This window comes from Pseudomonas protegens CHA0, assembly GCF_000397205.1.
Classification (GTDB): Bacteria; Pseudomonadota; Gammaproteobacteria; order Pseudomonadales; family Pseudomonadaceae; genus Aquipseudomonas; species Aquipseudomonas protegens.
The window spans coordinates 3,935,229-3,957,418 of record NC_021237.1 but is presented as its reverse complement, the minus strand read 5'-3'; the positions used below and the strand labels follow the sequence as shown (position 1 = coordinate 3,957,418).

Annotated in this window: 12 protein-coding genes; 10 read left to right on the top strand and 2 right to left on the bottom strand. The window is 68.9% G+C overall.

What is annotated here, in order from left to right; translation table 11 throughout:
- The first annotated feature begins 3 nt into the window (after positions 1-3).
- From PFLCHA0_RS17635 to PFLCHA0_RS17590, 10 genes are all read left to right on the top strand, one after another.
- Entirely contained in the window at positions 4-1,671 is a 1,668-nt protein-coding gene (locus PFLCHA0_RS17635; RefSeq protein ID WP_015635964.1) for a (2,3-dihydroxybenzoyl)adenylate synthase, read from the top strand.
- Positions 1,664-3,409 (top strand): ABC transporter ATP-binding protein, encoded by a 1,746-nt coding sequence (locus PFLCHA0_RS17630; RefSeq protein WP_015635963.1) that lies wholly within the window; start codon positions 1,664-1,666, stop codon positions 3,407-3,409. Before PFLCHA0_RS17635 ends, PFLCHA0_RS17630 begins: the two co-directional genes overlap by 8 nt.
- Entirely contained in the window at positions 3,406-5,172 is a 1,767-nt protein-coding gene (locus tag PFLCHA0_RS17625) for an ABC transporter ATP-binding protein (RefSeq protein ID WP_015635962.1), read from the top strand. The genes PFLCHA0_RS17630 and PFLCHA0_RS17625 overlap by 4 nt, the downstream gene beginning before the upstream one ends.
- A complete protein-coding gene (locus PFLCHA0_RS17620) occupies positions 5,162-8,632 on the top strand; it encodes a non-ribosomal peptide synthetase (protein ID WP_015635961.1) in 3,471 nt (1,156 codons plus the stop codon). The genes PFLCHA0_RS17625 and PFLCHA0_RS17620 overlap by 11 nt, the downstream gene beginning before the upstream one ends.
- On the top strand, positions 8,629-14,052 hold the full coding sequence (locus PFLCHA0_RS17615; protein ID WP_015635960.1) for a non-ribosomal peptide synthetase: 5,424 nt from the start codon (positions 8,629-8,631) through the stop codon (positions 14,050-14,052). The genes PFLCHA0_RS17620 and PFLCHA0_RS17615 overlap by 4 nt, the downstream gene beginning before the upstream one ends.
- Positions 14,049-15,164, top strand: coding sequence for a saccharopine dehydrogenase NADP-binding domain-containing protein (locus PFLCHA0_RS17610; RefSeq protein ID WP_015635959.1), 1,116 nt, complete (start codon positions 14,049-14,051; stop codon positions 15,162-15,164). The genes PFLCHA0_RS17615 and PFLCHA0_RS17610 overlap by 4 nt, the downstream gene beginning before the upstream one ends.
- Entirely contained in the window at positions 15,161-15,940 is a 780-nt protein-coding gene (locus PFLCHA0_RS17605; RefSeq protein ID WP_015635958.1) for a thioesterase II family protein, read from the top strand. Before PFLCHA0_RS17610 ends, PFLCHA0_RS17605 begins: the two co-directional genes overlap by 4 nt.
- Before the next feature lie 23 nt (positions 15,941-15,963).
- Positions 15,964-16,287, top strand: a complete 324-nt coding sequence (locus tag PFLCHA0_RS17600) for an isochorismate lyase (protein WP_041752761.1) — start codon at positions 15,964-15,966, stop codon at positions 16,285-16,287.
- On the top strand, positions 16,280-17,704 hold the full coding sequence (locus PFLCHA0_RS17595; RefSeq protein ID WP_041752315.1) for an isochorismate synthase: 1,425 nt from the start codon (positions 16,280-16,282) through the stop codon (positions 17,702-17,704). Before PFLCHA0_RS17600 ends, PFLCHA0_RS17595 begins: the two co-directional genes overlap by 8 nt.
- A 356-nt stretch (positions 17,705-18,060) precedes the next feature.
- Positions 18,061-18,531 carry an Imm30 family immunity protein gene (locus PFLCHA0_RS17590; protein WP_011061767.1) on the top strand — a complete coding sequence of 157 codons (471 nt, stop codon included), beginning with the start codon at positions 18,061-18,063 and terminating at the stop codon, positions 18,529-18,531.
- A 76-nt stretch (positions 18,532-18,607) separates the two neighbouring features.
- Here the strand turns inward: PFLCHA0_RS17590 and PFLCHA0_RS17585 are convergent, their stop codons facing one another.
- Positions 18,608-19,549: an alpha/beta hydrolase gene (locus PFLCHA0_RS17585; protein WP_015635956.1), complete on the bottom strand. Its 942-nt coding sequence runs from the start codon at positions 19,547-19,549 to the stop codon at positions 18,608-18,610.
- A 166-nt stretch (positions 19,550-19,715) separates the two neighbouring features.
- Entirely contained in the window at positions 19,716-22,136 is a 2,421-nt protein-coding gene (locus tag PFLCHA0_RS17580; protein ID WP_015635955.1) for a TonB-dependent siderophore receptor, read from the bottom strand.
- Between the last annotated feature and the right edge of the window lie 54 nt (positions 22,137-22,190).

Below are 22,190 nucleotides of genomic sequence, written 5' to 3'. Positions count from 1 at the left end.
AGCATGTCCACTTTCGATGACCTCAAGGATTGCCCCTCTTGGCCCGAAGACTTCGCCCAGCGCTACCGCCAGGCCGGCTACTGGCGCGACGAAACCTTTGGCGACCTGCTGCGCAGCGCCGCCCAGGCCTTTGCCGAGCGTGAAGCACTGACCGAGGGCGAGCAGCACCTGAGCTACCGGCAACTGGACCTGCGGGTCGACCAACTGGCCGCCGGCCTGTACCGGCTGGGGCTGCGGGCCGGCGACAACGTGGTGCTGCAACTGCCCAACAGTGCGGCCTTCGTCGAAGTCTGCTTTGCCCTTTACCGCCTCGGGGTGCGGCCGATCTTCGCGCTGCCGGCCCACCGGCACCTGGAAATCGGCCGCTTCTGCGAGTTCGCCCAGGCCCGGGCCTACTTCTGCGCCGACCGGGACGCCAGCTTCGACTATCGGGCCATGGCCCGCGACCTCAAGGACCGCAACCCGCAGCTGGAGTGGGTGGTAGTCGCCGGCGAGGCCGAGGAATTCACGGCCTTGCACAGCCTGTATGAGCCGGCGCCTGCGCGCACCTTCCTGCCCCCCAGCGCCGACGCGGTGGCCTGTTTCCAGCTCTCCGGCGGCTCCACCGGGGTGCCCAAGCTGATCCCGCGCCGGCACCACGAATACCTCTACAACCTGCGGGCCAGTGCCGAGCGCTGTGGCCTGTCCGAGGCCAGCGTGTACCTGGTGGCGCTGCCCATGGCGCACAACTTTCCCATGTGCTGCCCAGGGTTCATCGGCACCTTTTCGGTGGGCGGGCGGGTGGTGCTGAGCCCCTCGCCGAGCCCGGAAGTCTGCTTCGAACTGATCGAGCGCCAGGGGGTGACCCACACCGCGCTGGTGCCGCCCCTGGCCCTGGTCTGGCTGGAAGCGGCCCAGGCCCGTGGGCGTGGCCTGGCGCCGTTGCAACTGCTGCAAGTGGGCGGCGCCAAACTCAGCTACGAGGCCGCAAGGCGCATCGAACCGGTGCTCGGCTGCCGCCTGCAGCAGGTGTTCGGCATGGCCGAGGGGCTGATCTGCTACACCGACCCCGAGGACCCGCCACAGCGGGTGCTGCACACCCAGGGCCGGCCGCTGTCGCCGGCGGACGAAATTCGTGTGGTGGACGAGCATGAGCAACCGGTGCCGGTGGGGCAGGTGGGGCAGTTGCTGACCCGCGGCCCCTACACCATCCGCGGTTACTACCGTTACCCCGAGCACAACGCCCAGGCCTTCACGGCCGATGGTTTCTACCGCACCGGCGACCGGGTCATGCTCACCGCCGACGGCTACCTGATGGTGGAAGGGCGCGACAAGGACCTGATCAACCGCGGGGGCGAAAAGATCGCTGCCGAAGAAGTGGAAAACCTGCTGCTCAGCCACCCGGCGGTGGCCGACATCGCCCTGGTGGCGATGCCTGATGCCTTCCTGGGCGAACGCACCTGCGCCTTCGTCATCCCCCGCGGCACCGCGCCCCGGGCCCCGGAACTGCTGCGTCACCTAAGGGCCCAGGGCCTGGCGGCGTTCAAGCTGCCGGACCGCTTCGAGTTCATCCCGGCCTTCCCCCAGACCGGGGTCGGCAAGGTCAGCCGCAAGCACCTGCGCGAGGCGATCCAGGCCCTGTACTTCGGCGCCCAGGCCGAACCCCTGGAGGGAAGTGGCGCCCGTGGCTGAACGACAAGGACTTTGCGACCTGTTGCACCCGGTGCGCGGGCGCCTGCTGGCGGCCATGCTGCTGCAGGCCCTGGCGGCGCTGGTGGGGCTGTTGCCGTTCATTGCCGTGGCCGAACTGGCGCCGCTGCTGCTCGCCGGCGAGCTGGATGCGCAGCGTGCGCAGTTCTGGCTGCTGGCCGGCGCCGCCGCCTTGCTCCTGCGCCTGCTGGGGCTGGCGGCGGCATTGCAGATCACCCACCTGGCCGATAGCGACCTGCAACGCCAGTTGCGCCAGCGCATCGCCGCGCACCTGGCACGGGTGCCCCTGGCCTGGTTCGGCCAGCAGCGGGAGACCGCCGAACGGGCCTTGCTGGATGATGTCGGCGCCCTGCACCAGTTGGTGGCGCACCTGCCCAACAACCTGGTGGCGGCGCTGGTGGTGCCCCTGGCCAGCCTGGTCTACCTGCTCACGGTGAGCCTGCCCATGACCCTGGTGGTGCTGCTGCCGCCATTGCTGGCGCTGTGGCGCTTGCGGGTCATGCGCACCCCGGCCTATCAGGCCGAGCGCCAGCGCCTGGGGGCGGCCCTGGGCGACCTGTCCACCGCGACCCTGAACTTTGTGCAGAGCATCGCCATGGTCAAGTCCTTCGGCCGTGCCGAGCGGGTGCAGGCGGATTTCGTCAGCGCGGTGCAGGGTTTCGGGCGTTTTTTCTCCCAGTGGGTGGAGCGCTGGGCGGGCCTGGGGGCGAGTGTCGAGGTGCTGCTGTCGCCCTTGCTGGTGCTGGCCCTGGTGCTGGTGGCCGGGGTGGCGCTGACGGCGGCCGGCTGGCTGCACCCGGTGCAACTGTTGCCGTTCGCCCTGCTTGGCCCGGCCCTGGCGGCGCCGGTGGCGGCATTGGGGCATGGCGCCGATTCCCTGGTCCAGGGCCGGGCGGCGGCGCAGCGCATCAGCACCGTGCTGAGTACCCCGGTGCAGGCGCAGCCGGCATTTTCCCGGGAGCCCGAGGGGCATCAGGTGATCTTTGATGAAGTGGCTTTCAGCTACCCCGACGGCACCCAGGTGCTGCACGGCATCGACCTGTGCCTGCAACCGGGGACCCTGACCGCCCTGGTGGGGGATTCGGGCGCTGGCAAGTCGACCCTGGCCACCTTGCTGGCGCGCTTTGCCGACGTCAGCGCCGGGGCCATCCGCATCGGCGGCGTCGACCTGCGGGACATGGACAGCGCGACTCTCTATCGCCAGGTGGCCTTTGTCTTCCAGGACGTGCGCCTGCTGCGCAGCAGCGTTCTGGACAACCTGCGCCTGGGGCGTCCCGAGGCCACGCTGGCCGAGGTCGAGGAGGCGGCCCGGGCGGCGCAGATCCACAGTCGTATCACCGCCTTGCCCCAGGGTTATCACACCCAGCTGGGCAGTGGCGTGCAGCTCTCCGGTGGTGAAGTGCAGCGCCTGGGCATTGCCCGGGCGATGCTCAGCCAGGCACCGATCCTGGTGCTGGACGAAGCCACCGCCGCCAGCGACCCGGAGTCCGAAGCGGCGATCCAGCAGGCGTTGTCGCGGCTGGCGGCGGGGCGCACGGTGCTGGTGATCGCCCATCGCCTGAGCAGTATCCAGGATGCCGACCAGATTGCCGTGCTGCAGGCCGGGCAACTGGTGGAATGCGGCCGGCACCAGGCCCTGCTGGAGCAGCAGGGGGTGTATGCCTGGCTGTGGGCGGCGCAGCAGTTCTGCGCCGTGGAAACGGCGGGGGAGCAGGCATGATTGGCGCACTGTTACGCAGTTTGCAGCCGGCCGAAGCCAGCCTGCTGCGCCGGGCCTTGCTGGCCATGGCCACCAGTGCCCTGGCCCAGGGCGCGGCGCTGGCCCTGTTGCCCATGGCCTTTGCCAGCCTGTTCGATGCCGCTGCCGGGCAGGCGCCGTGGCGATGGGCCGGGGCCTTTGCCGGTTTCGCGCTGCTGTGCCTGGGGTTGCGCCGGCATGCGCAGCTGGCGGGTTACCGCGCGGGCGCCGCGGCGGCCCAGTCGTTGAACCTGCGCATCGGCGAACAACTGGTGCGCCTGCCCCTGGAGTGGTTCGTCGAGCGCCGCAGCGCCGAGCTCAATCGGCTGGTGACCCACACCGTACTGCAGATCATGAGCACCCCGGCGCACCTGTTGCAGCCCATGGCCAACGCCTTGCTGACGCCCCTGGCGCTGCTTGTGGCGCTGTTCTTCTATGACCGCACCATGGCCCTGGCGGCCTTGGCCAGCGTGCCCCTGCTGCTGGTGTTCTACCACTGGGGCGTACGCTGGGGCGGCCAGGCCGAAAGCCGCAGTGAGGCGGCGGCCAACGAGGCGGCGGCGCGGGTCCTGGAGTTCCTGCGCCAGCAGCCGCTGCTGCGTGCCAGTGGCCGCACCGGCGAAGGCTTCAGCCTGCTCAGCGAGGCCTTGCAGCAACAGCGCCGGGCCCAGCGTCGGGCCCACTGGCGGACCTTTCCGGCGGCCCTGGGGCTGGCGGTGGTACTCCAGGCCGGCTACACCGCGATGCTGCTATGCGGCCTGTATGCAGTGCTCGGTGGCAGCCTGGGAGTGGCCCAGTACCTGGCGCTGGCGGTGCTCGCCACCTGCCTGGTGGAGCCCATGGGTACCCTGGTCAACCTCGGCACGACCTTACGCCAGACCCGCCATGGCCTGAACCGTTTGCGCCACTTGTTGCGCCTGCCGGCGCTGCCGGAGCCGAGCCAGCCCGAGGAACCCCGGGGGCATCAGGTGCAGGTGCGCGACCTGGGGCTGGTGCGCCAGGAGCAGGTGATCCTGCAGGGCATCAGCTTCGAGCTGGCGCCGGCCTCGCTGAACCTGCTGGTGGGCGCCTCCGGCTCCGGCAAGTCGAGCCTGCTGCGCCTGCTGGCGCGGTTCAGCGATGTCGATAGCGGCGCCATTTTGTTGGGTGGTGTCGACCTGCACCAACTGTCCGCCGCGCAGCGCGATCGTTCCATCGCCCTGATGTTCCAGGACTGTCCGCCGCTGGCTGCGAGCTTGCTGGACAACCTGCGCCTGGGCGGCCCCGAGGCCAGCGACAGCCAACTGATGGACGCCGCCCGCGCCACCGGCCTGGACCTTGTGGCCCAGCGCCTGCCCCAGGGCTGGCAAACCCGGGTCGGCGAGGGCGGCGTCAGCCTCTCCGGGGGCGAGCGCCAGTGCCTGGCCCTGGCCCGGGTGCTGCTCAAGGACGCCAGCCTGATCCTGCTGGACGAACCCACCGCGGCCCTGGATGCCATCAGCGAGGCCCGGGTCAACCGTTGCCTGCTGCAACTGGCGCGCAAGCACACTGTGCTGCTGGTGACTCACAAACCGACCCTGGCCCCCAGCGCCGGACAGATTCTCCTGCTGGAGCAGGGCCACCTGGCCCAGCGCGGTACCCACGCCCAACTGATGGCGGCCCCGGGCCGTTATCGCGAGCTGTTCCACGAGCGCGAGGCGATCAATCGCTGGCGCCTGCGCCAACCCCCTTCCGTACCCCAAAGGAACGTCCACCATGACCGATAACCCAGCACTGGCACGCGCTCATCCAGCGCACGCCGGCCTGAGTCATTCACCCCAAGGACTCTGCGAAGGCATTGCCCGGCTGCTCGGCTACAGCGCCGAGGATCTTGAACCCCAGGCCTCCCTGATCGAGCAGGGGCTCGACTCGGTGAGCATCATGCGCCTGCCGGCGCTGCTGGCCGCCGAAGGCGTGGCCCTGAGCTTCGCCGAACTGATCCAGCAACCGACCCTGGACGCCTGGTGGGCGCTGATTGAGGCTCGCCGTGGCCTCGCGGCGCCGCGCCTGCAGGCTGTGGCCAGCGCTCCTGCCGACAGCGATTTCTCCCTGACCCCACTGCAACAGGCCTACTGGTTCGGCCGCGATCCGGGCATGCCCCTGGGCGGCGTCGGCTGCCACCTGTACCAGGAACTGGACGGCCATGGCCTGGAGCCCCAGCGCCTGGAGCAGGCCCTGCGCCGCCTGTGCCAGCGCCATCCGATGCTGCGGGCGTGCTTTATCAGCGACACCTGCCAGCGCATCCTGCCCCAGAGCCCCTGGCCCGGGCTGACCGTCCACGACCTGCGCCAGGCTTCCTGCGTCGGGGCTGCCGAGGCCCTGGAACAGATCCGCGAAAACCTCTCGCACCGGAGCCTGGAGGTCAGCCGCGGGCAGGTGTTCGATGTGCAGTTGAGCCTGCTGCCCGAAGGTCGCAGCCGCCTGCACCTGAACATCGACCTGCTGGTGGCTGACGTGCTCAGCATTGGCATCCTGCTGCGCGACCTGGCGCTGATCCATGCCGGCCAGGAGCACAGCCTGCCGGCCCTGGACTGGAACTTCGCCGACTACCTGCGGGCCGAACAGGCGGCGCGCGCGCCACTGCTGGCGGCGGCCCGGGACTATTGGCTGGAGCGCCTGGAAGAGCTGCCGGACGGCCCGCAACTGCCCCTGGCCCAGGAGCCGCAGAACGCCGGCACTGCGCGTTTTCGCCGCCTGGCCATGCGTCTGGACCAGGGCCAGTTGCAGGCCCTGGAGCAGCGCGCCCGGCAGCACGGGCTGACCCTGGCCAGCGTGCTGGCCTGCGCCTATGCCCAGGTGCTGGGGCGCTGGAGCGCCAGCCAGCATTTCCTGCTCAACGTGCCGCTGTTCAATCGCCAGGAACTGCACCCGTGCGTGCCTCATCTGCTGGCGGACTTTTCCAACCTGGTGCTGCTGGAAGTCGACCAGCGCCAGCCCGCGCCCTTCAGCCAGCAGGCCCTGGCGTTGCAGGCTCAATTGCACCGCGACATCGCCCACAGCGCCTGGCCCGGGGTCGAGGTGCTGCGCGAGCGGGCGCGGCTGCGCCAGGGCGGTGGCCAGGGCGCGCCGGTGGTGTTCGCCTGCAACCTGGGCCCGGCCTTTGTCGACGCCACCTGCCGCGAGCAACTGGGCGAACCGGGCTGGGCGCTGTCGCAGACGCCCCAGGTCTGGCTCGACCACCAGAGCTACCCGCTGGCCGACGGCCTGCTGCTGAACTGGGACGCGGTGGACGCGCTGTTCCCCGAAGGCCTGCTGGACGAGATGTTCGACGCCTACCGCGCCTTGCTGTTGTGGCTGTGCGCCAACGACTGGCAGCAGGTGGCGCCCTTGCCGCTGCCGGCGGCGCAACAGCAGCGCCGCCAGCAGGTCAATGCCACCGCACACGCGACCCCGGCTCAGCTGTTGCACCAGGGCTTTTTCCAGCAGGCGCGCCTGAACCCCGAGGCCGTGGCGCTGATCTGCGAGCAGGGCAGCCTGAGCTACGCCGAGCTCGCCCGGCAGGCCCTGCAACTGGCCGGGGCCTTGGGCGAGTGGGGCGTGCAGCCGGGTGACGCGGTGGCGATCACCTTGCCCAAGGGCCGCGACCAGGTGGTCGCGGTGCTGGGGACCCTTGCCGCAGGGGCGGTCTATGTGCCGGTGGGCATCGAGCAGCCGCCGGCGCGCCGCGACATGATCTACCAGCGCGCCGGGGCGCGGGTGGTGATCACCGATCAGGCCCACCGCGAGGGCGGTATCTGGCTCGCCGAACTGCGGGTGGTGACCCTGGCCCAGGCGCTGGTCGCACCAGCGCTGGGGCAACCCCTGGAGATGGCGGCGGATGCCCTGGCCTACGTGATCTTCACCTCGGGCACCACCGGCGAACCCAAGGGCGTGGAACTGTCCCACCAGGCGGCGATGAACACCATCACCGCCATCAACCGGCGCTACCAGGTGAGCGCCGAGGATCGGGTGCTGGGGGTCTCGGCCCTGGATTTCGACCTGTCGGTGTACGACCTGTTCGGCCTGCTGAGTGTCGGCGGCGCCCTGGTGCTGCCGGCGGACGGGCTGCGCAAGGAGCCCCGGGAATGGCTGCGGCTGATCCGCGAGCAGCGGGTGAGTGTGTGGAACTCGGTGCCGGCGCTGCTGGACATGCTGACCCTGCAAGTGCGCGACGACGGCGGCCTGGGAGCCTTGCGCCTGGCCATGGTCTCCGGTGACTGGGTCGGTCTCGACCTGCCACGGCGCCTGGAGCGGGCGGCGGGCCACCGCGTGCCGTTCGTGGCCCTGGGCGGCGCCACCGAGGCGGCGATCTGGTCCAACTACCAGGACGTGGCGCAGGTGCCCGGGCACTGGCGTTCGATCCCCTACGGGCGGCCCCTGGACAACCAGTGCTTCCGGGTGGTGGACAGCCAGGGCCGGGACTGCCCGGACTGGGTGCCCGGCGAGCTGTGGATCGGCGGTGCCGGGGTGGCCGCCGGCTATCGCGGCCTGCCGACCCTCAGCGCCCAGCGCTTTGTCGAGCACGAGGGCCGGCGCTGGTATCGCACCGGCGACCAGGGCCGCTACTGGGCCGACGCCAGCCTGGAGTTTCTCGGGCGCCTGGACCATCAGGTCAAGGTCCGCGGCTTTCGCATCGAGCTGGCAGAAATCGATGTGGCCCTGGAGCGCCACCCGGCCATCGACCGCGCGCTGAGCCTGGTGCTGCCCGGCAGCGAAGCCCAGCTGGCGGCGGTGCTGCTGGCCCGGGAGCCGCTGCCCGAGCCCCAGGCCCTGCGCCAGTGGCTGGGGCAATGGCTGCCCGAACACATGCTTCCGGACCTCTGGCTGAGCCTGCCGGAACTGCCCCTGAGCACTAACGGCAAGGTCGATCGCGCGGCTTTGCTGTGGCTGCTGCAGGAGCAGCGCCGGGGCATCCAGCCGCAGAGTGCCGAGCCGCCGCAAGGGGAATGGGAAGAGGCCGTGGCCGCGCTCTGGCAGGAGCTGCTGGAGGTGCCGCAGGTGGGCCGGCACCAGGGCTTTTTTGCCCTGGGCGGCAACAGCCTGCTGGCGGCCCGGTTGATCGAACGCATCGCCCGGCAGTTCCAGCTGGAACTGTCGCTCAAGGATTTTTTCAACGCGGCCACCGTGGCCCTGCAGGGGCAGTTGCTTGCCTCGCGCCGGGAACAGCGGCCCGTCAATCAGAACGCAATGGTGGAGGGCGTGTTATGACGCTGCAGCAACTGCAACAGGATCTGCAACAACTGGGTGTGGAGCTCTGGGAAGAACAGGGTCGCTTGCGCTATCGGGCCCCGGCCGGGGTCATGGACGAGGCGCGCCTGCAACAGCTGCGCGAACACAAGGAGGCGCTGCTGCAACAGCTGCAAGCGGCGCAGATGCCGACCCTGGAGGCCGACCATTCGGCCCGGGAAGAACCCTTCCCGCTGACCGACGTGCAGGCCGCCTACCTGCTGGGCCGCACCACGGCTTTCAGCTACGGCGGCGTGGCCTGCCACGGCTACCTGGAGTTCGCCCAGAAGGACCTGGACCCGGTGCGCCTGGAGCAGGCCTGGAACCAGTTGATCGCGCGTCACGAGATGCTGCGGGCCGTGGTCCTGGAGGAGGGCTACCAGCGCATCCTGCCCCAGGTGCCGCATTACTCCATCGCCCGCCACGACCTGAGCCGGGACGACGGCAGCGCCTTGCAGGCCTTGCGCGAGCGCATGGAACTGCGCCGTGCACCGCCCCAGCAATGGCCGCTGATCGAGCTGTGCGTGAGCCAGGGCCGCGACACCTCGCGCTTGCACCTGTCAGTGGACCTCTTGGTGTGCGACTACCAGAGCGTGCGCATGCTGCTGGCCGAACTGCAGCAGCTGTACCGCGGCGAGAGCCTGCCGGCGCCGGCGCAGATCAGCTTTCGCGACTATGTGCTGGGTGAGCGCCGCCTGCGCGAGCAGCCGCGCTACCAGCGTGATCGCGACTACTGGTGGGCGCGGGTCGACAGCCTGCCGGGTGCGCCGGAACTGCCATTGCTGGGGCCGCCCAGCGGGCCGCGCTTCCAGCGCCGGGCCATGGGCCTGGAGGCCCGGGACTGCAATGCCTTGCGCCTGAACGCGGCGGCGGCCGGGGTCGGTGTGTCGGCGGCAATCCTCTCGGCCTATGCCGAAACCCTGGGCCGCTGGAGCCGGCGCGGGCACTTCTGCCTGAGCCTGACCCTGCTCAATCGCCTGTCCCTGCACCCCCAGGTGGATCGCCTGGTGGGGGACTTCAGCTCGGTGGAACTGCTGGAAGTGCAGACCCTGCAAGGCGGCAGCTTCGGCCAGCGCAGCCAGCAGCTGCAGGAGCGCCTGTGGCAGGACATGGACCATCGCCTGTGTTCGGGCATCGAAGTGCTGCGCGAGCTGGCGCGGCGCAAGGGCCAGGACGCGGCGCTGATGCCCTACGCCTTCACCAGCACCCTGGGGGCCGGCGGCGAGAGCGGCGGCGGGGCCTTCATGCCCGGTGCCGAGCTGGTGTTCGGCATCAGCCAGACGCCCCAGGTGCTGATCGACTGCCAGGTCAGCGAGCGTGACGACGGCTTGGCGATCAACTGGGACATCCGCGAAGGGGTGTTCAGCGAGACCCTGCTGGATGCGCTGTTCGACACCTTCGAACGCCTGCTCAAGCGCCTGGCCCGGGAGCCATCGGCCTGGACCCTGGATGACTGCCTGGAGTTGCCGGCGGCCCAGCGTCTGCAGCGCGAGCTGGTGAACCAGACTGCCGCGCCTTTGCCCTCCGGCCTGCTGCATGAGCCGTTCTGGCGCCAGGCCGCGGCTGCTCCCGAGCGTGTGGCGCTGATCCAGGGCGCCGCGCAACTGAGCTACGGCGAACTGGCCGGGCGCGCCGAAGCCGTGGCCGAAGCCTTGCTCGACGCCGGCTGCCAGCCTGGAGAGCGGGTCGCGGTGTGCATGGACAAGGGCCTGGAACAGGTGATCGCGGTGCTCGGCATCCTGCGGGCCGGGGCCGCCTACCTGCCCCTGGACACCAACCAGCCCGAGGCCCGGCGCCAGTTGATCCTGGACAACGCCGAGGTCGCCCGGGTGCTCAGCCAGTCCTGGCTGAGCGACAGCCTGTGCTGGCCGGCGCGGGTGACCCAGGTGATCGCGGTGGACCAGGGCCCGCGGGCGGCACAACGGGCGTTGCCGAGCCTGGACATCGACCCGCAGCAACTGGCCTACGTGATCTACACCTCGGGCTCCACCGGGGTGCCCAAGGGCGTGATGATCAACCATCAGGCGGCCCTCAATACCATCGTCGACATCAACCAGCGCTTTGCCATCGAGGCCCAAGACCGGGTACTGGCCCTGGCCAGCCTGGGCTTCGATCTGTCGGTGTACGACATCTTCGGCCTGCTGGCCGTGGGCGGCGCCCTGGTGCTGCCGGACCCGCAACGCCGCGCCGACCCTTCGCACTGGGCCGAGTGCGTCCGGGAACACGGGGTGACCCTGTGGAACTCGGTGCCGGCGCAATTGCAGATGCTCACCCACTACCTGCAGGCCGTGCCATCCATGGCCCCCGGTTCCCTGCGCCTGGCGCTGCTGTCTGGAGACTGGATCCCCCTGAACCTGCCGGCGGAGGCCGCCCAGCTACTGCCCGGGCTGCGGCTGATCAGCCTCGGCGGCGCCACCGAAGCGGCGATCTGGTCGATCTACTATCCGATTACCCAGGTCAACCCCCAGTGGCGCAGCATTCCCTACGGCATGCCCCTGGCCAATCAGCGCTTCATGGTGCTCGACGAGCAGGGCCGGGATCGCCCGCAAGGGGTGGCCGGCGAGCTGTACATCGCCGGTAGCGGTCTGGCCCTGGGTTACCTGGGGGATGCCGAGAAAACCGCCGAGCGCTTTGTCGACCATCCGCGCAGCGGCGAGCGCCTGTACCGCACCGGCGACCTGGGGCGTTACCTGGACGACGGCCTGATCGAGTTCCTCGGCCGCGAAGATTTCCAGGTCAAGGTCCGTGGCCACCGCATTGAACTGGCGGAGGTGGAAAGCGCGCTGCTCAGCCATCCCCATGTGGAGTCCGCGGTGGTGGTGGCAGCGGGCGAGGGTGCCTTCGAGCGGCACTTGCAAGCCTGCTTGCGGGCCAGCCTGCGGGACACGCCGATCGCCTGGCCGGCGCAGTTGCAGGCGCGCACCCAGGCGGCGGCCGAAGCCGTGCGCGGCGGCTTGAGCGATGCCCTGGTGAGCGAGATGTCGGCCTGTGTCGAGCGCGCCGCACTGCTGTCCATGGGCCTGGCCCTGCAACGCCCCGGCTTGTTCGAGAGCGCCGGGCAGAGCCATGCCCTGGACGAGATTGTCGCGGCTTGTGAGGTGGCGCCGCGCAACCAGCGCTTGATCCGCCGTTGGCTGCAAGCCCTGGCCCGGGAAGGCCTGGTGCACCGGGACCTGCACACCGGGCGTTATTCGGGCCTGCAGGTATCGGCCGAGGAATACCGCCAGCAATGGCAGCGCATCGATGCCCTGGAACCGTCCGTGGGCTGGGGCGCCGAAGTGCTGCGCTACCTGCGCGAAAGCCAGGAGCAACTGCCGGCGCTGATGAGCGACCAACTGGACCCGCTGCACCTGCTGTTTCCCCAGGGCCGCACCGACACCGCCGAAGGCGCCTACCGCAAGAACCTGATCAGCCAGTACCTGAACCAGGCGGTGTGCGCCGCGGTGCAGGAGATCATCCGCCAGCGTCCGGCCGGCCAGCGCCTGCGCCTGCTGGAAATCGGCGCCGGGGTCGGCGGCACCAGCGCCGACCTGATCCCGGCCCTGGACGGGCTGGCGGTGGACTACCAGTTCACCGACCTGTCGCAGTTCTTCCTCAACGAGGCCCGGGAACATTTCGCCGCTTACCCCTGGGTCAGCTACGGGCTGTTCGACCTCAACCAGGACCATTGGGCCCAGGGCGTGGCCGCCAACTCCCTGGACGTGATCCTCTGCGCCAACGTGCTGCACAACTCGCGGCACGCCAGCCGGGTGCTGGCGCGGCTGCGGGAGATGCTGGCCCCGGGCGGCTGGCTGATCTTCATCGAGGCCACTCGCGACACCTACCAGATCATGGCGTCCATGGAGTTCAAGGAGGGCCTCACCGCCTTCGAGGATTTCCGGGCCGAACTGGATACCACCTTCATCCGCCGCGAGCAGTGGCAGCAGTTGCTGCTGGAGGCCGGAGGCGAGACCCCGCTGTGCCTGCCCGGGGCCGATGACGCCATGTCGCAGATCGGCCAGCACCTGTTCATCACCCGCTTCAAGAGCGAGCGCCAGGCCCTGGAGCCCGAGCAGATGCGGGCCCATCTGGCCCGGCACCTGCCGGAGTACATGATCCCGAGCCACTGGCAGATCCTCGATGAAATGCCCCTGACCGCCAACGGCAAGGTCGACCGCCAGGCCCTGGCGCGGATCGGCGTGGCCGGCCCCGAGCAGCAGGCCAGCAGCGGCGCGGCGCCCGTGGATGAGCTGGAACGCAGCATTGCCGAAGTCTGGCAGACCCTGTTGCGGGTGCCGGCGGTGGGCCGTGACCAGGGCTTCTTCGAGCTTGGCGGCGACTCGCTGCTGGTGGCCCAGGTGGTGGGCCGCCTGCGTGAAGCCTTGCCCCAGGCCCGGCAGTTGCCCTGGAGTGACCTGCTGCGCCAGTTGATCAACCAGCCCACGGTGGCGGCCCTGGCCGATTACCTGCGAGGCCAGGGCGTGGAGGGCGATTCGCCGCTGGTGCGCATCAGCGACAAGGCCCAGGGCCCGACGCGGATCTTCGTCCACGACGGCAGCGGCACCCTGGCGCCGTACCGCGCGCTGTTTGCCGCCCTGGGGGAAGAAGCGCCCCTGGAAGGGCTGGTGCTCAACGATGTGCCGGCCTACCTGGCCCTGGAGCCGGCCACGGCGATCCGCCAGTTGGCCGAGCGTTATGCCGACACTCTGCAGGCCGAAGGCCGGCGCCAGGTGAGCATCGTCGGCTACTGCCTGGGCGGGCTGCTGGCCACCGAGCTGGCGGCGTGCCTGGCGGCGCGCTCCGTCGAGGTGCTGCAACTGAGCGTGATCAGCAGCTACCGGGTGCCGTTCATGATTGAGGACGACCTCTTGGCCGAGTACGTGTTCGCCCGGGTGATGCAGGCCGATCCGCTGGCCCTGGGTTACCCCGAGGATGAACAGGCCATGGAACGCACCATCGCACGGGTGCTGACGCAGACTCCGGGGCGCGTGCCCCAGGGTTCGCTGCTGGCCTTGAGCGAGGATGCCCAGTGCGCCCCGGCCCTGGCCTGCCTGCGGCGTCTGGCACACAAGACCCCGGAGCAGCGCCTGCAGGCCATTGCCGAGGCCATGCGCCACGCCGGTTCGCAACTGAGCGACCTGCACTGGCTGCGCGAGCAGTTGCAGGTATTGCGCCACAGCCTGGCCGCGGTAGCCCTGCACGAGGCCACGCCGTACCAGGGCGACATGCTGTTCATTCGCCAGAGCGGCGAGGTGCAGGTGCTGCCCGGCATGCACCGTGACATGAGCGCCTACTGGCAGGCCCTGTGCCTGGGTGAGCTGCGGGTAGTGGATGTGCCCGGGGATCATTTCAGTTGCATGCAGCAGCCCCAGGTGCAAGCCGTGGCCCAGGCCTTCGATGCACCTACCGAGGTGGCGGCATGAGGGCAGGGGTGATGGGGCTGGTCGGCGCTTACGGCAGCGTCGGCCGTCAGGTCGCGCAGTTGCTGGCCGGCAAGGTGGCACTGCGCCTGGGTGGACGCGATCCGCGGCAGGCCGAGCAACTGAACCAGCAGTTGGGGGCGCGCGCCGAGGTGCGCGCCCTGGACCTGTGGGAGCCACAGAGCCTGGCGGACTTCTGCGCTGGTTGTTCGCTGGTGATCAACTGCGCCGGGCCCAGCTACCGGATTCTCGATCGGGTGGCCCGGGCCGCCCTGGCCGCAGGCGCCGACTACCTGGATGTGGGGGGCGACGATCCACTCCATGAGCGGCTGGTGGGACAGTTGCCGGCGGGGCACCGGGTGCTGTTGTCGGCGGGCATGCTGCCGGGGCTCTCGGGGCTGTTTCCGCAACTGCTGGCGCAGTCCTTCCAGCGGGTCGATGCCTTGCGCTGCTATGCCGGTGGGCTGGGGCGCTTGTCCGCCACGGCTGCCGAGGATTTCCTGCTGAGCCTGGGCAACGGCTTCGGCCAGGCACAGTGCGGCTGGTGCGAAGGGCAGGTGGTGCGCAGCACGGCAAGTGCCGAACAGGCATTGCAACGCGACTGGCTGCCACCGGCCGGGGTGCAGGCCTATCCGTACCTGAGCACCGAGCAGCAGCGCCTGTTCGGTGATGTGCCGGTGCGCCACGGTCAGGGTTTCAACCTGTTCGAGGGCGGCCAACTGGCGGCGGCCCTGCAACGTATCCAGGGCTCGGCGCCAGAGGCGCGGAGCAGCGCGCAGAACATCGCTGCGCTGGTGCAGGCCAGCGCCCTGGATGTGGCCGGGCGCCGGCCCTATCAACTGCTGGCGGTGGAAATCGACGGCCTGCGCGAGGGCCGCCAGCAGCAGGCCAGCGCCTGGCTGCGGGCCAGCGACGGCTCGCGCCTGACCGGCAGCGTCGCAGCCTTCTGTGCATTGCAGTGGGCGCATCTGCCTGAGGGGCTGCACTACGCCGCCCAGGTGCTGGACGCGACGGCCTGCCTGGAACAACTGCTGCGCTGGCTGCCGGATACCCGGGTGCGCCTGCCCGACTTCGCCGCTGTGGCGCTGGCCGAGCCAGAGGAGGGCGTGCTGTGAGAAAGGTTCCCAGTGCCTGGCTGCGTCGTTATCCGCAGCCGCAACCGCCGCGCTGCCGCCTGGTGTGCCTGCCCCATGCCGGTGGCAGCGCGAGCTTTTTCAACGACTGGCGTGGCCAGTTGCCGGCGGATGTCGAGCTGGTCAGCGTGCAGTACCCGGGGCGCGAAGAGCGCCTGAGCGAAAGCTGGCCCGGCAGCCTGGAGTGGATGGCGGGCACTATTACCCGGGCCCTGTCGGACCTGGTGGACCGGCCCCTGGTGCTGTTCGGCCACAGCATGGGCGCGGCCCTGGCCTATGAGGTGGCGGCGCGCATGCAGCAGCAGGGCTCGGCGCCACAACGGTTGATCGTGTCCGCGCACCCCGCGCCCCATCGCCAGCGCAGCGGCGAACTGCACCTGGGCCCGGACGAGGACCTGCTGGCGAATGTGCGACGCCTGTCGGACGGTGCGCCGTCGCCCCTGGATGACCCGGCGCTGCGCGACCTGTACCTGCCGGCGTTGCGCAACGACTACCGGCTGATCGAGTGCTACCGCGGTGCGCCCGGCCGCGCCCTGGACCTGCCCCTGAGCGTGTGCCTGGGGGCCCGGGACACCGAGGTGGACCAGGACGAAGCCTATGCCTGGGCCGAGGTCAGCGCCCAGGTCACCGACTTCCAGGCCTTCCCCGGCGGGCACTTCTACCTGCGCGAGCAACAGGCCGAACTGCTGCGCCACCTGACCCGGCTGCTGGCCGGCCATGGCGAGCAGCCGTGGCAGTGCTGGCCCTCGACCCCATGAATTTTCCCTTGGTAGACCCCGACATGAAGACACCCGAGCAGTGCAGCGGCCTGGACGACGTCCGCTGCGGTATCGACGCCATGGACCAGCAGATCATCCAGGCCCTGGGCCTGCGCCTGGCCTACGTCAAGGCGGCGGCGCAGTTCAAGCCGACCGAGGACAGCATTGCCGCCCCGGAGCGGGTTGCGGCGATGCTCCCGCAACGTCGGCAATGGGCCGAGCAGGCGAGCCTGGACCCGATGTTCGTGGTGCCGCTGTTTGCCCAGATCATCCACTGGAACATTGCCCAGCAAGTGCGCCACTGGCGCCGTCAGCACGGGCTGGATCAAGGAGCCCAAGATGAGTGAATCCTGCCTGTCCGGCTTGACCCGGGCCCTGCGCAAGGGCGAATCCCTGGCCCGACGCAGGGGGCGGGCGGTGCTGGTGGTGTACAGCCTGGCCGCCGAGCGCCTGGAGCCGCTGCGGCTGTTTGCCGCCAACCGCCAGGTGTTCGGCCAGAGCCTGTTCTGGTCCAGCGACCAGGGCGCCCTGGCCCTGGCCGGGTTCGGCTGCACCGAAGAAATCAGCCCGCCGGCCGCCGAGCGTTTTGCCGCCAGTACCCAGGCCTGGCGCCAGTTGCTGCTGCAGGCCCATCAGGTAGGGCCCAAGCGGGCCTACCTGTGCGGCGGCTTTGCCTTCGACCCCCAGGGCCCGCGCAGTGCCCAGTGGCAGTCGTTCGCCGCCACGTCCCTGGTGCTGCCGCGGATCCTGCTGCTGCGCGAAGGCGAGCAGCAGCACTGGCTGTTCAGCCTGTGGGTCGAGCCCGGCGCCGACGTGGCCCAGTGCGCCGGTGCCCTGGAGGCGGAGTGGGCCCTGTTGCAGGCGCGCTATACCCACGCCCCCTTGGCACAGATGCCCGTTGGCACCCAGGCCGAGGACGACACCCAGGCCGCCGGCCGCTGGCAGGACTGCGTGGCCCGAGCCATCGCGCGGATCCAGGGCGGCGAGCTGAGCAAGGTAGTACTGGCCCGGGAAGTCTGCCTGCGGGCGAGCCGCAGCATTCCTTGCGGGCCGCTGCTGGAAAACCTCAGGGCGGCCTATCCCCAGGCCTTCCTGTTCGCCTTCAGCCGTGGCGACAGCTGCTTTCTCGGCGCCACGCCGGAACGCCTGGTACGCCTGGCCCGCGGCACCCTCAACACCGTGGCACTGGCCGGCACCTGCGCGCGCGGCCAGCATGAGCAGCAGGACGCGGAACTGGGCCAGGCCCTGATGGACAGCGCCAAGGACCGCCATGAACACGCCCTGGTGGTGCAGACCCTGCGCGAAGCCCTGCAGCCCTACTGCGCGATGCTGGAGATTCCCCCGCAGCCGCAATTGCACCGCCTGGCCCACGTCCAGCACCTGCTGACCCCGGTGCTGGGGCGGTTGCGGCCCCAGGTCGATCTGCTGCAAGTGGTGGATGCCCTGCACCCGACCCCGGCGGTGGGCGGCCTGCCTCGGGGCAAGGCCCTGGGCTATATCCGCGAGCATGAGCAACTGGACCGCGGCTGGTACGCCGCCCCGGTGGGCTGGCTGAACGCCGAGGGCGATGGCGAGTTTGCCGTGGCCTTGCGTTCCGCCCTGATCCGCGGCAACCAGGCGCACCTGTTTGCCGGTTGCGGCATCGTCGGTGAGTCGGACCCGGCGAGCGAATACCAGGAAACCTGCCTGAAGTTGCGCACCATCGGCGAAGCCCTGCGCCCGCAACCGGCCGCCACCTACGAAAAGCTCGGCCTCTCCCTGTAGGAGCCGGCTTGCCGGCGAACCGCGCAGCGGCCAGTTGGCGCGGTTCGTGGCGAAGGAATGCGACGCTCTTGCGGGCCTCTTCACTGGCAAGCCAGCTCCTACGGATGAGCGGGTGTGCACCCGTAGGAGCCGGCTTGCCGGCGAGCCGCGCAGCGGCCAGTTGGCGCGGTTCATGGCGAAGGAATGCACCAGGGCGTTGATGGCCTGACCGGAGCCCTTGCCCGCCAGGCTCAGGCGCGGCGGTACGTAGTCGTCCTTCAGGCCATGGACCACCCGCAGCGGCATGCCGATTTCGCGGATGGTGTCAATGGCGTATCGTTGCGCCTCCCTCCCTTCGAGCTCCCTGGCGAGTACCCATGAAATTCGACGCGTTGACCGACATCCTGCTAAAGCTCGAAAACGCCTTCAACGACCCTGGCGAGAACCTTGTGCGGCGCATCGACGCCTGCATCGCCGAGGTGGCCCAGTTGGCCGACCCGGCCAGCATTGGCCCGCTGTTGTCGTTGCTCGACGATGAGGCCGAATATGACGAGGTGATGTTTTCGCTGATTCACGCCGCCGAGCATTTCGATGATGCTGTGTATGTGCCGGCGTTGCTGGCGGCGCTGCCCGGCTTGCAGGAACACAGCCCGAGGTGGGCGCAGACGCTTTTCATGCGGGTGCTCAACAGCGAGCCCGCGCGCCTGGAGATGGTCCGTGCCTTGCGCGAAGCGGCGCCTGCGGTCAAGGCGGCGGCCCTGGAGTTGGCCGATTCGATCAATCAGCAGTCTCCGGCATTCCTGGCCAAGACCGTGGTGGTCATGGTGGCGGCTCAGCCGGCTGCGTAAGGGACGTCTAGGGACAGGTTTTTTGCAGGTGCCGCGGGCCCATTCGCTGGCAAGCCAGCTCCTATACAAGCCAGCTTCAGCTGGTGGGGGCGGCGGTGGGGGGCGGGCCGGCGAATTTTTGGCTGGGTTTGGCACGCAGCAGGGCGTTGATGGCCTGGCCGTAGCCCTTGCCCGCCAGGCTCATGCTGTTGTTGTGGGTGCCGCCGGGCACCAGCAGCAGTTTCTTCGGCTCCAGGGCGGCCTGGAACAATTCCTTGCTCAGGCGCGGCGGCACGTAGTCGTCCTTCAGGCCGTGCACCACCAGCAGCGGCATGCCGATCTCGCGGATCTTGTCGATGGAGTCGAACTTCTGCGACATCACCCAGCGCACCGGCAGGGAGGTCTTGGTCACCGCCGCGGCAGCGTCGGCCAGGGTAGTGAAGGTGGATTCGACGATCAGCCCGCGAGCGGCGGTGGGCGCCTTGGCGCTGGCGGCCTGGCGCCCCAGTTCGGCGGCCAGGTCGATGGCCACCGCGCCACCCAGGGAATGGCCGTAGATCAGGCGCTTGCTGGCGTCGGGCTGCAAGACCTTGAGCCGCTCCCAGGCGATGCGCGCGTCTTCATACACGCTGTTTTCCGAGGGCAGGTCGCCGTGGCTCTGGCCAAAGCCGCGGTAGTCGATGGCCAGCACCGAGTAACCCAGGGCGTGCAGCTGCTCGATGCGAAACAGCTGGCCAGTGAGGTTCCAGCGGACCCCGTGCAGGTAGAGGATCGCCGGGGCATCGGCGCGTTGTGCCGGCCACCACCAGGCGTGGATGTTCTGCCCGGCCTTGAAGCTTTTCGGCTTGAGTTCGAATTCCTGCACCGTGCTCGGCAGGCCGCGATACCAGCCGGCGGTGCCGGGCTCGATGCGAAACACCAGTTGGCGTTCCTTGTGTTCGAGCACCGCGCAGCTCACCGGCAGGCCGACCACCAGCGCGGCCATGCACAGCAGGGAAAACCAGCGACGGCGCAGGCGCTGGGGCAGGGTTGGGGACATGGAAGGCTTCACCGCAGGACAGTCGAAAACGCGTTTTAACAGATGTGCCGCGACGGCTGCAGGAATTTCGGCGCAACGGTCGGCGGCAAGGGTTAGCAAATGCTACAGAGAGGGGCGGCAAGCGCCGTGGCCACCCGCTGCCGGGGCGGGCCACGACGGCGGGGCTTTAGAAGTTCCAGCGGGTGCTGAGCATCACATTCCGCGGGTCGCCGTAGTACGACGAGTTGTAGAAACCGATGTTGGTGAAGTACTTCTTGTCGAACAGGTTGTTGACGTTGAGGGTGGCCGAGACGTTCTCGGTGATCTGGTAGCGGGCCATCAGGTCCACCAGCCAGTAAGGGTCCTGGGCGAATTTTTCCTCGGTGCCCTTGCCGTAGTTGCTGAGTATCTTCCAGCCAGTGCCCTGCCAGCGCACGCCGCTGCCCAGGGTCAGCTTGTCGAGGCTGCCGGTCAGCTTGTAGCTGGTGTAGAGGTTGACCTGATCTTCCGGTTCCCAGGTGGAGACCTTGGCCCCGCTCTGGTCGCGAATGATCTTGTGGGTGTAGCCGGCCTGCAGTTGCCAGCCGGGAGCGACCTCTCCGGAGATTTCCGCTTCATAACCCTTGGCCTTGGACTTGATGCCCTTGGACGCATAGTCCAGCCCGGGGGTGGTGGGGTTGGCGTTGTAGGCCAGGTCATCCACCGGCCGGTTTTCTTCATGCACTTCGAAATAGGCCAGGCTGGAGTTCAGGCGGCCGTCGAAGAACTCGCCCTTGAGGCCCACCTCGTAGTTGGTGCCTTCGTCGGGCTTGAGCACCTTGTCGTTGCGGTCGCGGTAGTCGTCCTGGGGCAGGTAGATCTCGGTGTAGCTGGCATAGACGGAGAAGTTCTGGTCGAGGTCGTAGACCACCCCAGCATAGGGAATGACCTTGCCGGTGTCCTTGGTCCGGCTGGTACCGCTGACCTCGTAGTTGTTGACCCGGCTGCCGAGCAGCAACGAAAGATCATCGTTGAGGCTAAAGCGCGCAGTCATGTAGCCGGCGCTCTGGCGGGTGGTCTCGTCGTTCTTCTTGGTCATGCTGCCCCAATCGGGCTTGGGGCTGTGCCCGTCCCAGTTGAAGTAGTCGTAGAAATTGTCGTGATTGGTGGCGCTGGTGAAGTCCCGGCCTTTCCAGTGCGAGTTGGAGATCGATGCACCGACCACCAACTGATGCTCGCGCCCCAGCAGGTCGAAGGGGCCCGTGGCGTAGAGGTCGCCGCTGTCGCTGACGGTTTCGCCGGTGTACTTGCGGGTCAGCAGCGAGGCGATGCCGGTCTCGGCATTGGGCGACATCAACGAACCCAAGGGGGCGTTGTAGCCATTGATCTGATGGTTGTACTGGGCCTTGGCCACCCAGCCGTTGGCGAAGCTGTGCTCCAGGGTGGTGAACGCGGTACGGGTGTATTGCGACCAGCGGCTCCAGCTCGCGCCGTTGTTGTAGGAACGCGAGGTGCTGATGGCATTGCCCTTGGAGTCGTACAGCGAGCTGCTGCCCGACCAGCTGGAACCCTTGGGGTCGTTGTCCTGATAGTCGGCGCCGACGGTCAGCAGGGTGTCCGGTGACAGGTCGAACTCGAGGATGCCGTAGTAGACGCTGGTCTGGCGCTGGTAGTGGTCAAGGAAGGATTTCTTGTCCTGATAGGCGGCGACCATCCGCCCGCGGACATTGCCGCTGTCGGTCAGGGGGCCGCTGACATCGACCTGCGAACGGTAGTTGTCCCAGGAACCGGCCCCCAGGTCGATGTGCCCGGCGAATTCGGCAGTGGGTTTCTTGCGCACCATGTTGATGGTGCCGCCGGGGCCACCGGCACCGGTGAGCAGGCCGGTGGCACCCTTGAGTATTTCCACGCGGTCGTAGATCACCGTGTCGGTGAGGGTGTGGCCCGAGGAGTACTGTGCGTCCTGCAGGATCGGAATCCCGTCGTACTGGAAGTTCTGAATGGCAAAACCGCGGGAGTAGTAGCTGGTGCGGTCACTGTCGTAGGTGGCCACGGTGATGCCTGGGGTATGGCGCATCACCTCGTCGATGGAGTTGAGGCCAAAGTCATCCATGGCCTGGCGGGTCACCACCGAGATCGACTGCGGGGTTTCCCGCGGTGTCAGCACTAGCCGGGTGGCGGTGGCGATGGTGCCCGGCGTGTAGGAGCCGCTGCCTTCGGTGACGGTGCCCAGCTGGTTGGTGGTGACCGTGGTTGCTCCCAGCTCGACCCGTTCACCGCCGCTGGCCTGTATTACCCGATAGCCCGCGCCCTCGGCCACGGCTTGCAGGCCCAGGGGTTTGAGCAGGCGCTGCAGGCCTTCGGCCACGCTGAAACTGCCATTCAGGCCGGTGCTGCGCTTACCGGCGCTGAGGTTGGCGTCGATGGCGATCATGCTTGCCGATTGCTGGCCGAAGATGCCCAGCACCTGGTCCAGGTTGCCCGGGGCGATGGCGTAGTCGCGCTGCTGGTGGTCGGTCACGGCGGCGCCGGCTTCCGTGGCCAGCAGCGGCAGGCTGGTGCTGGCGATGGACAGGCCGATGATGACCGGGCGCAAGGTCGCGGCAAGGGGCGTAAGGCGAATGTGCATAAGGAAAATCCGTGGGTTGGGAAGGGATGGCGCTGAGCTGTTTTCCAGCTTCTT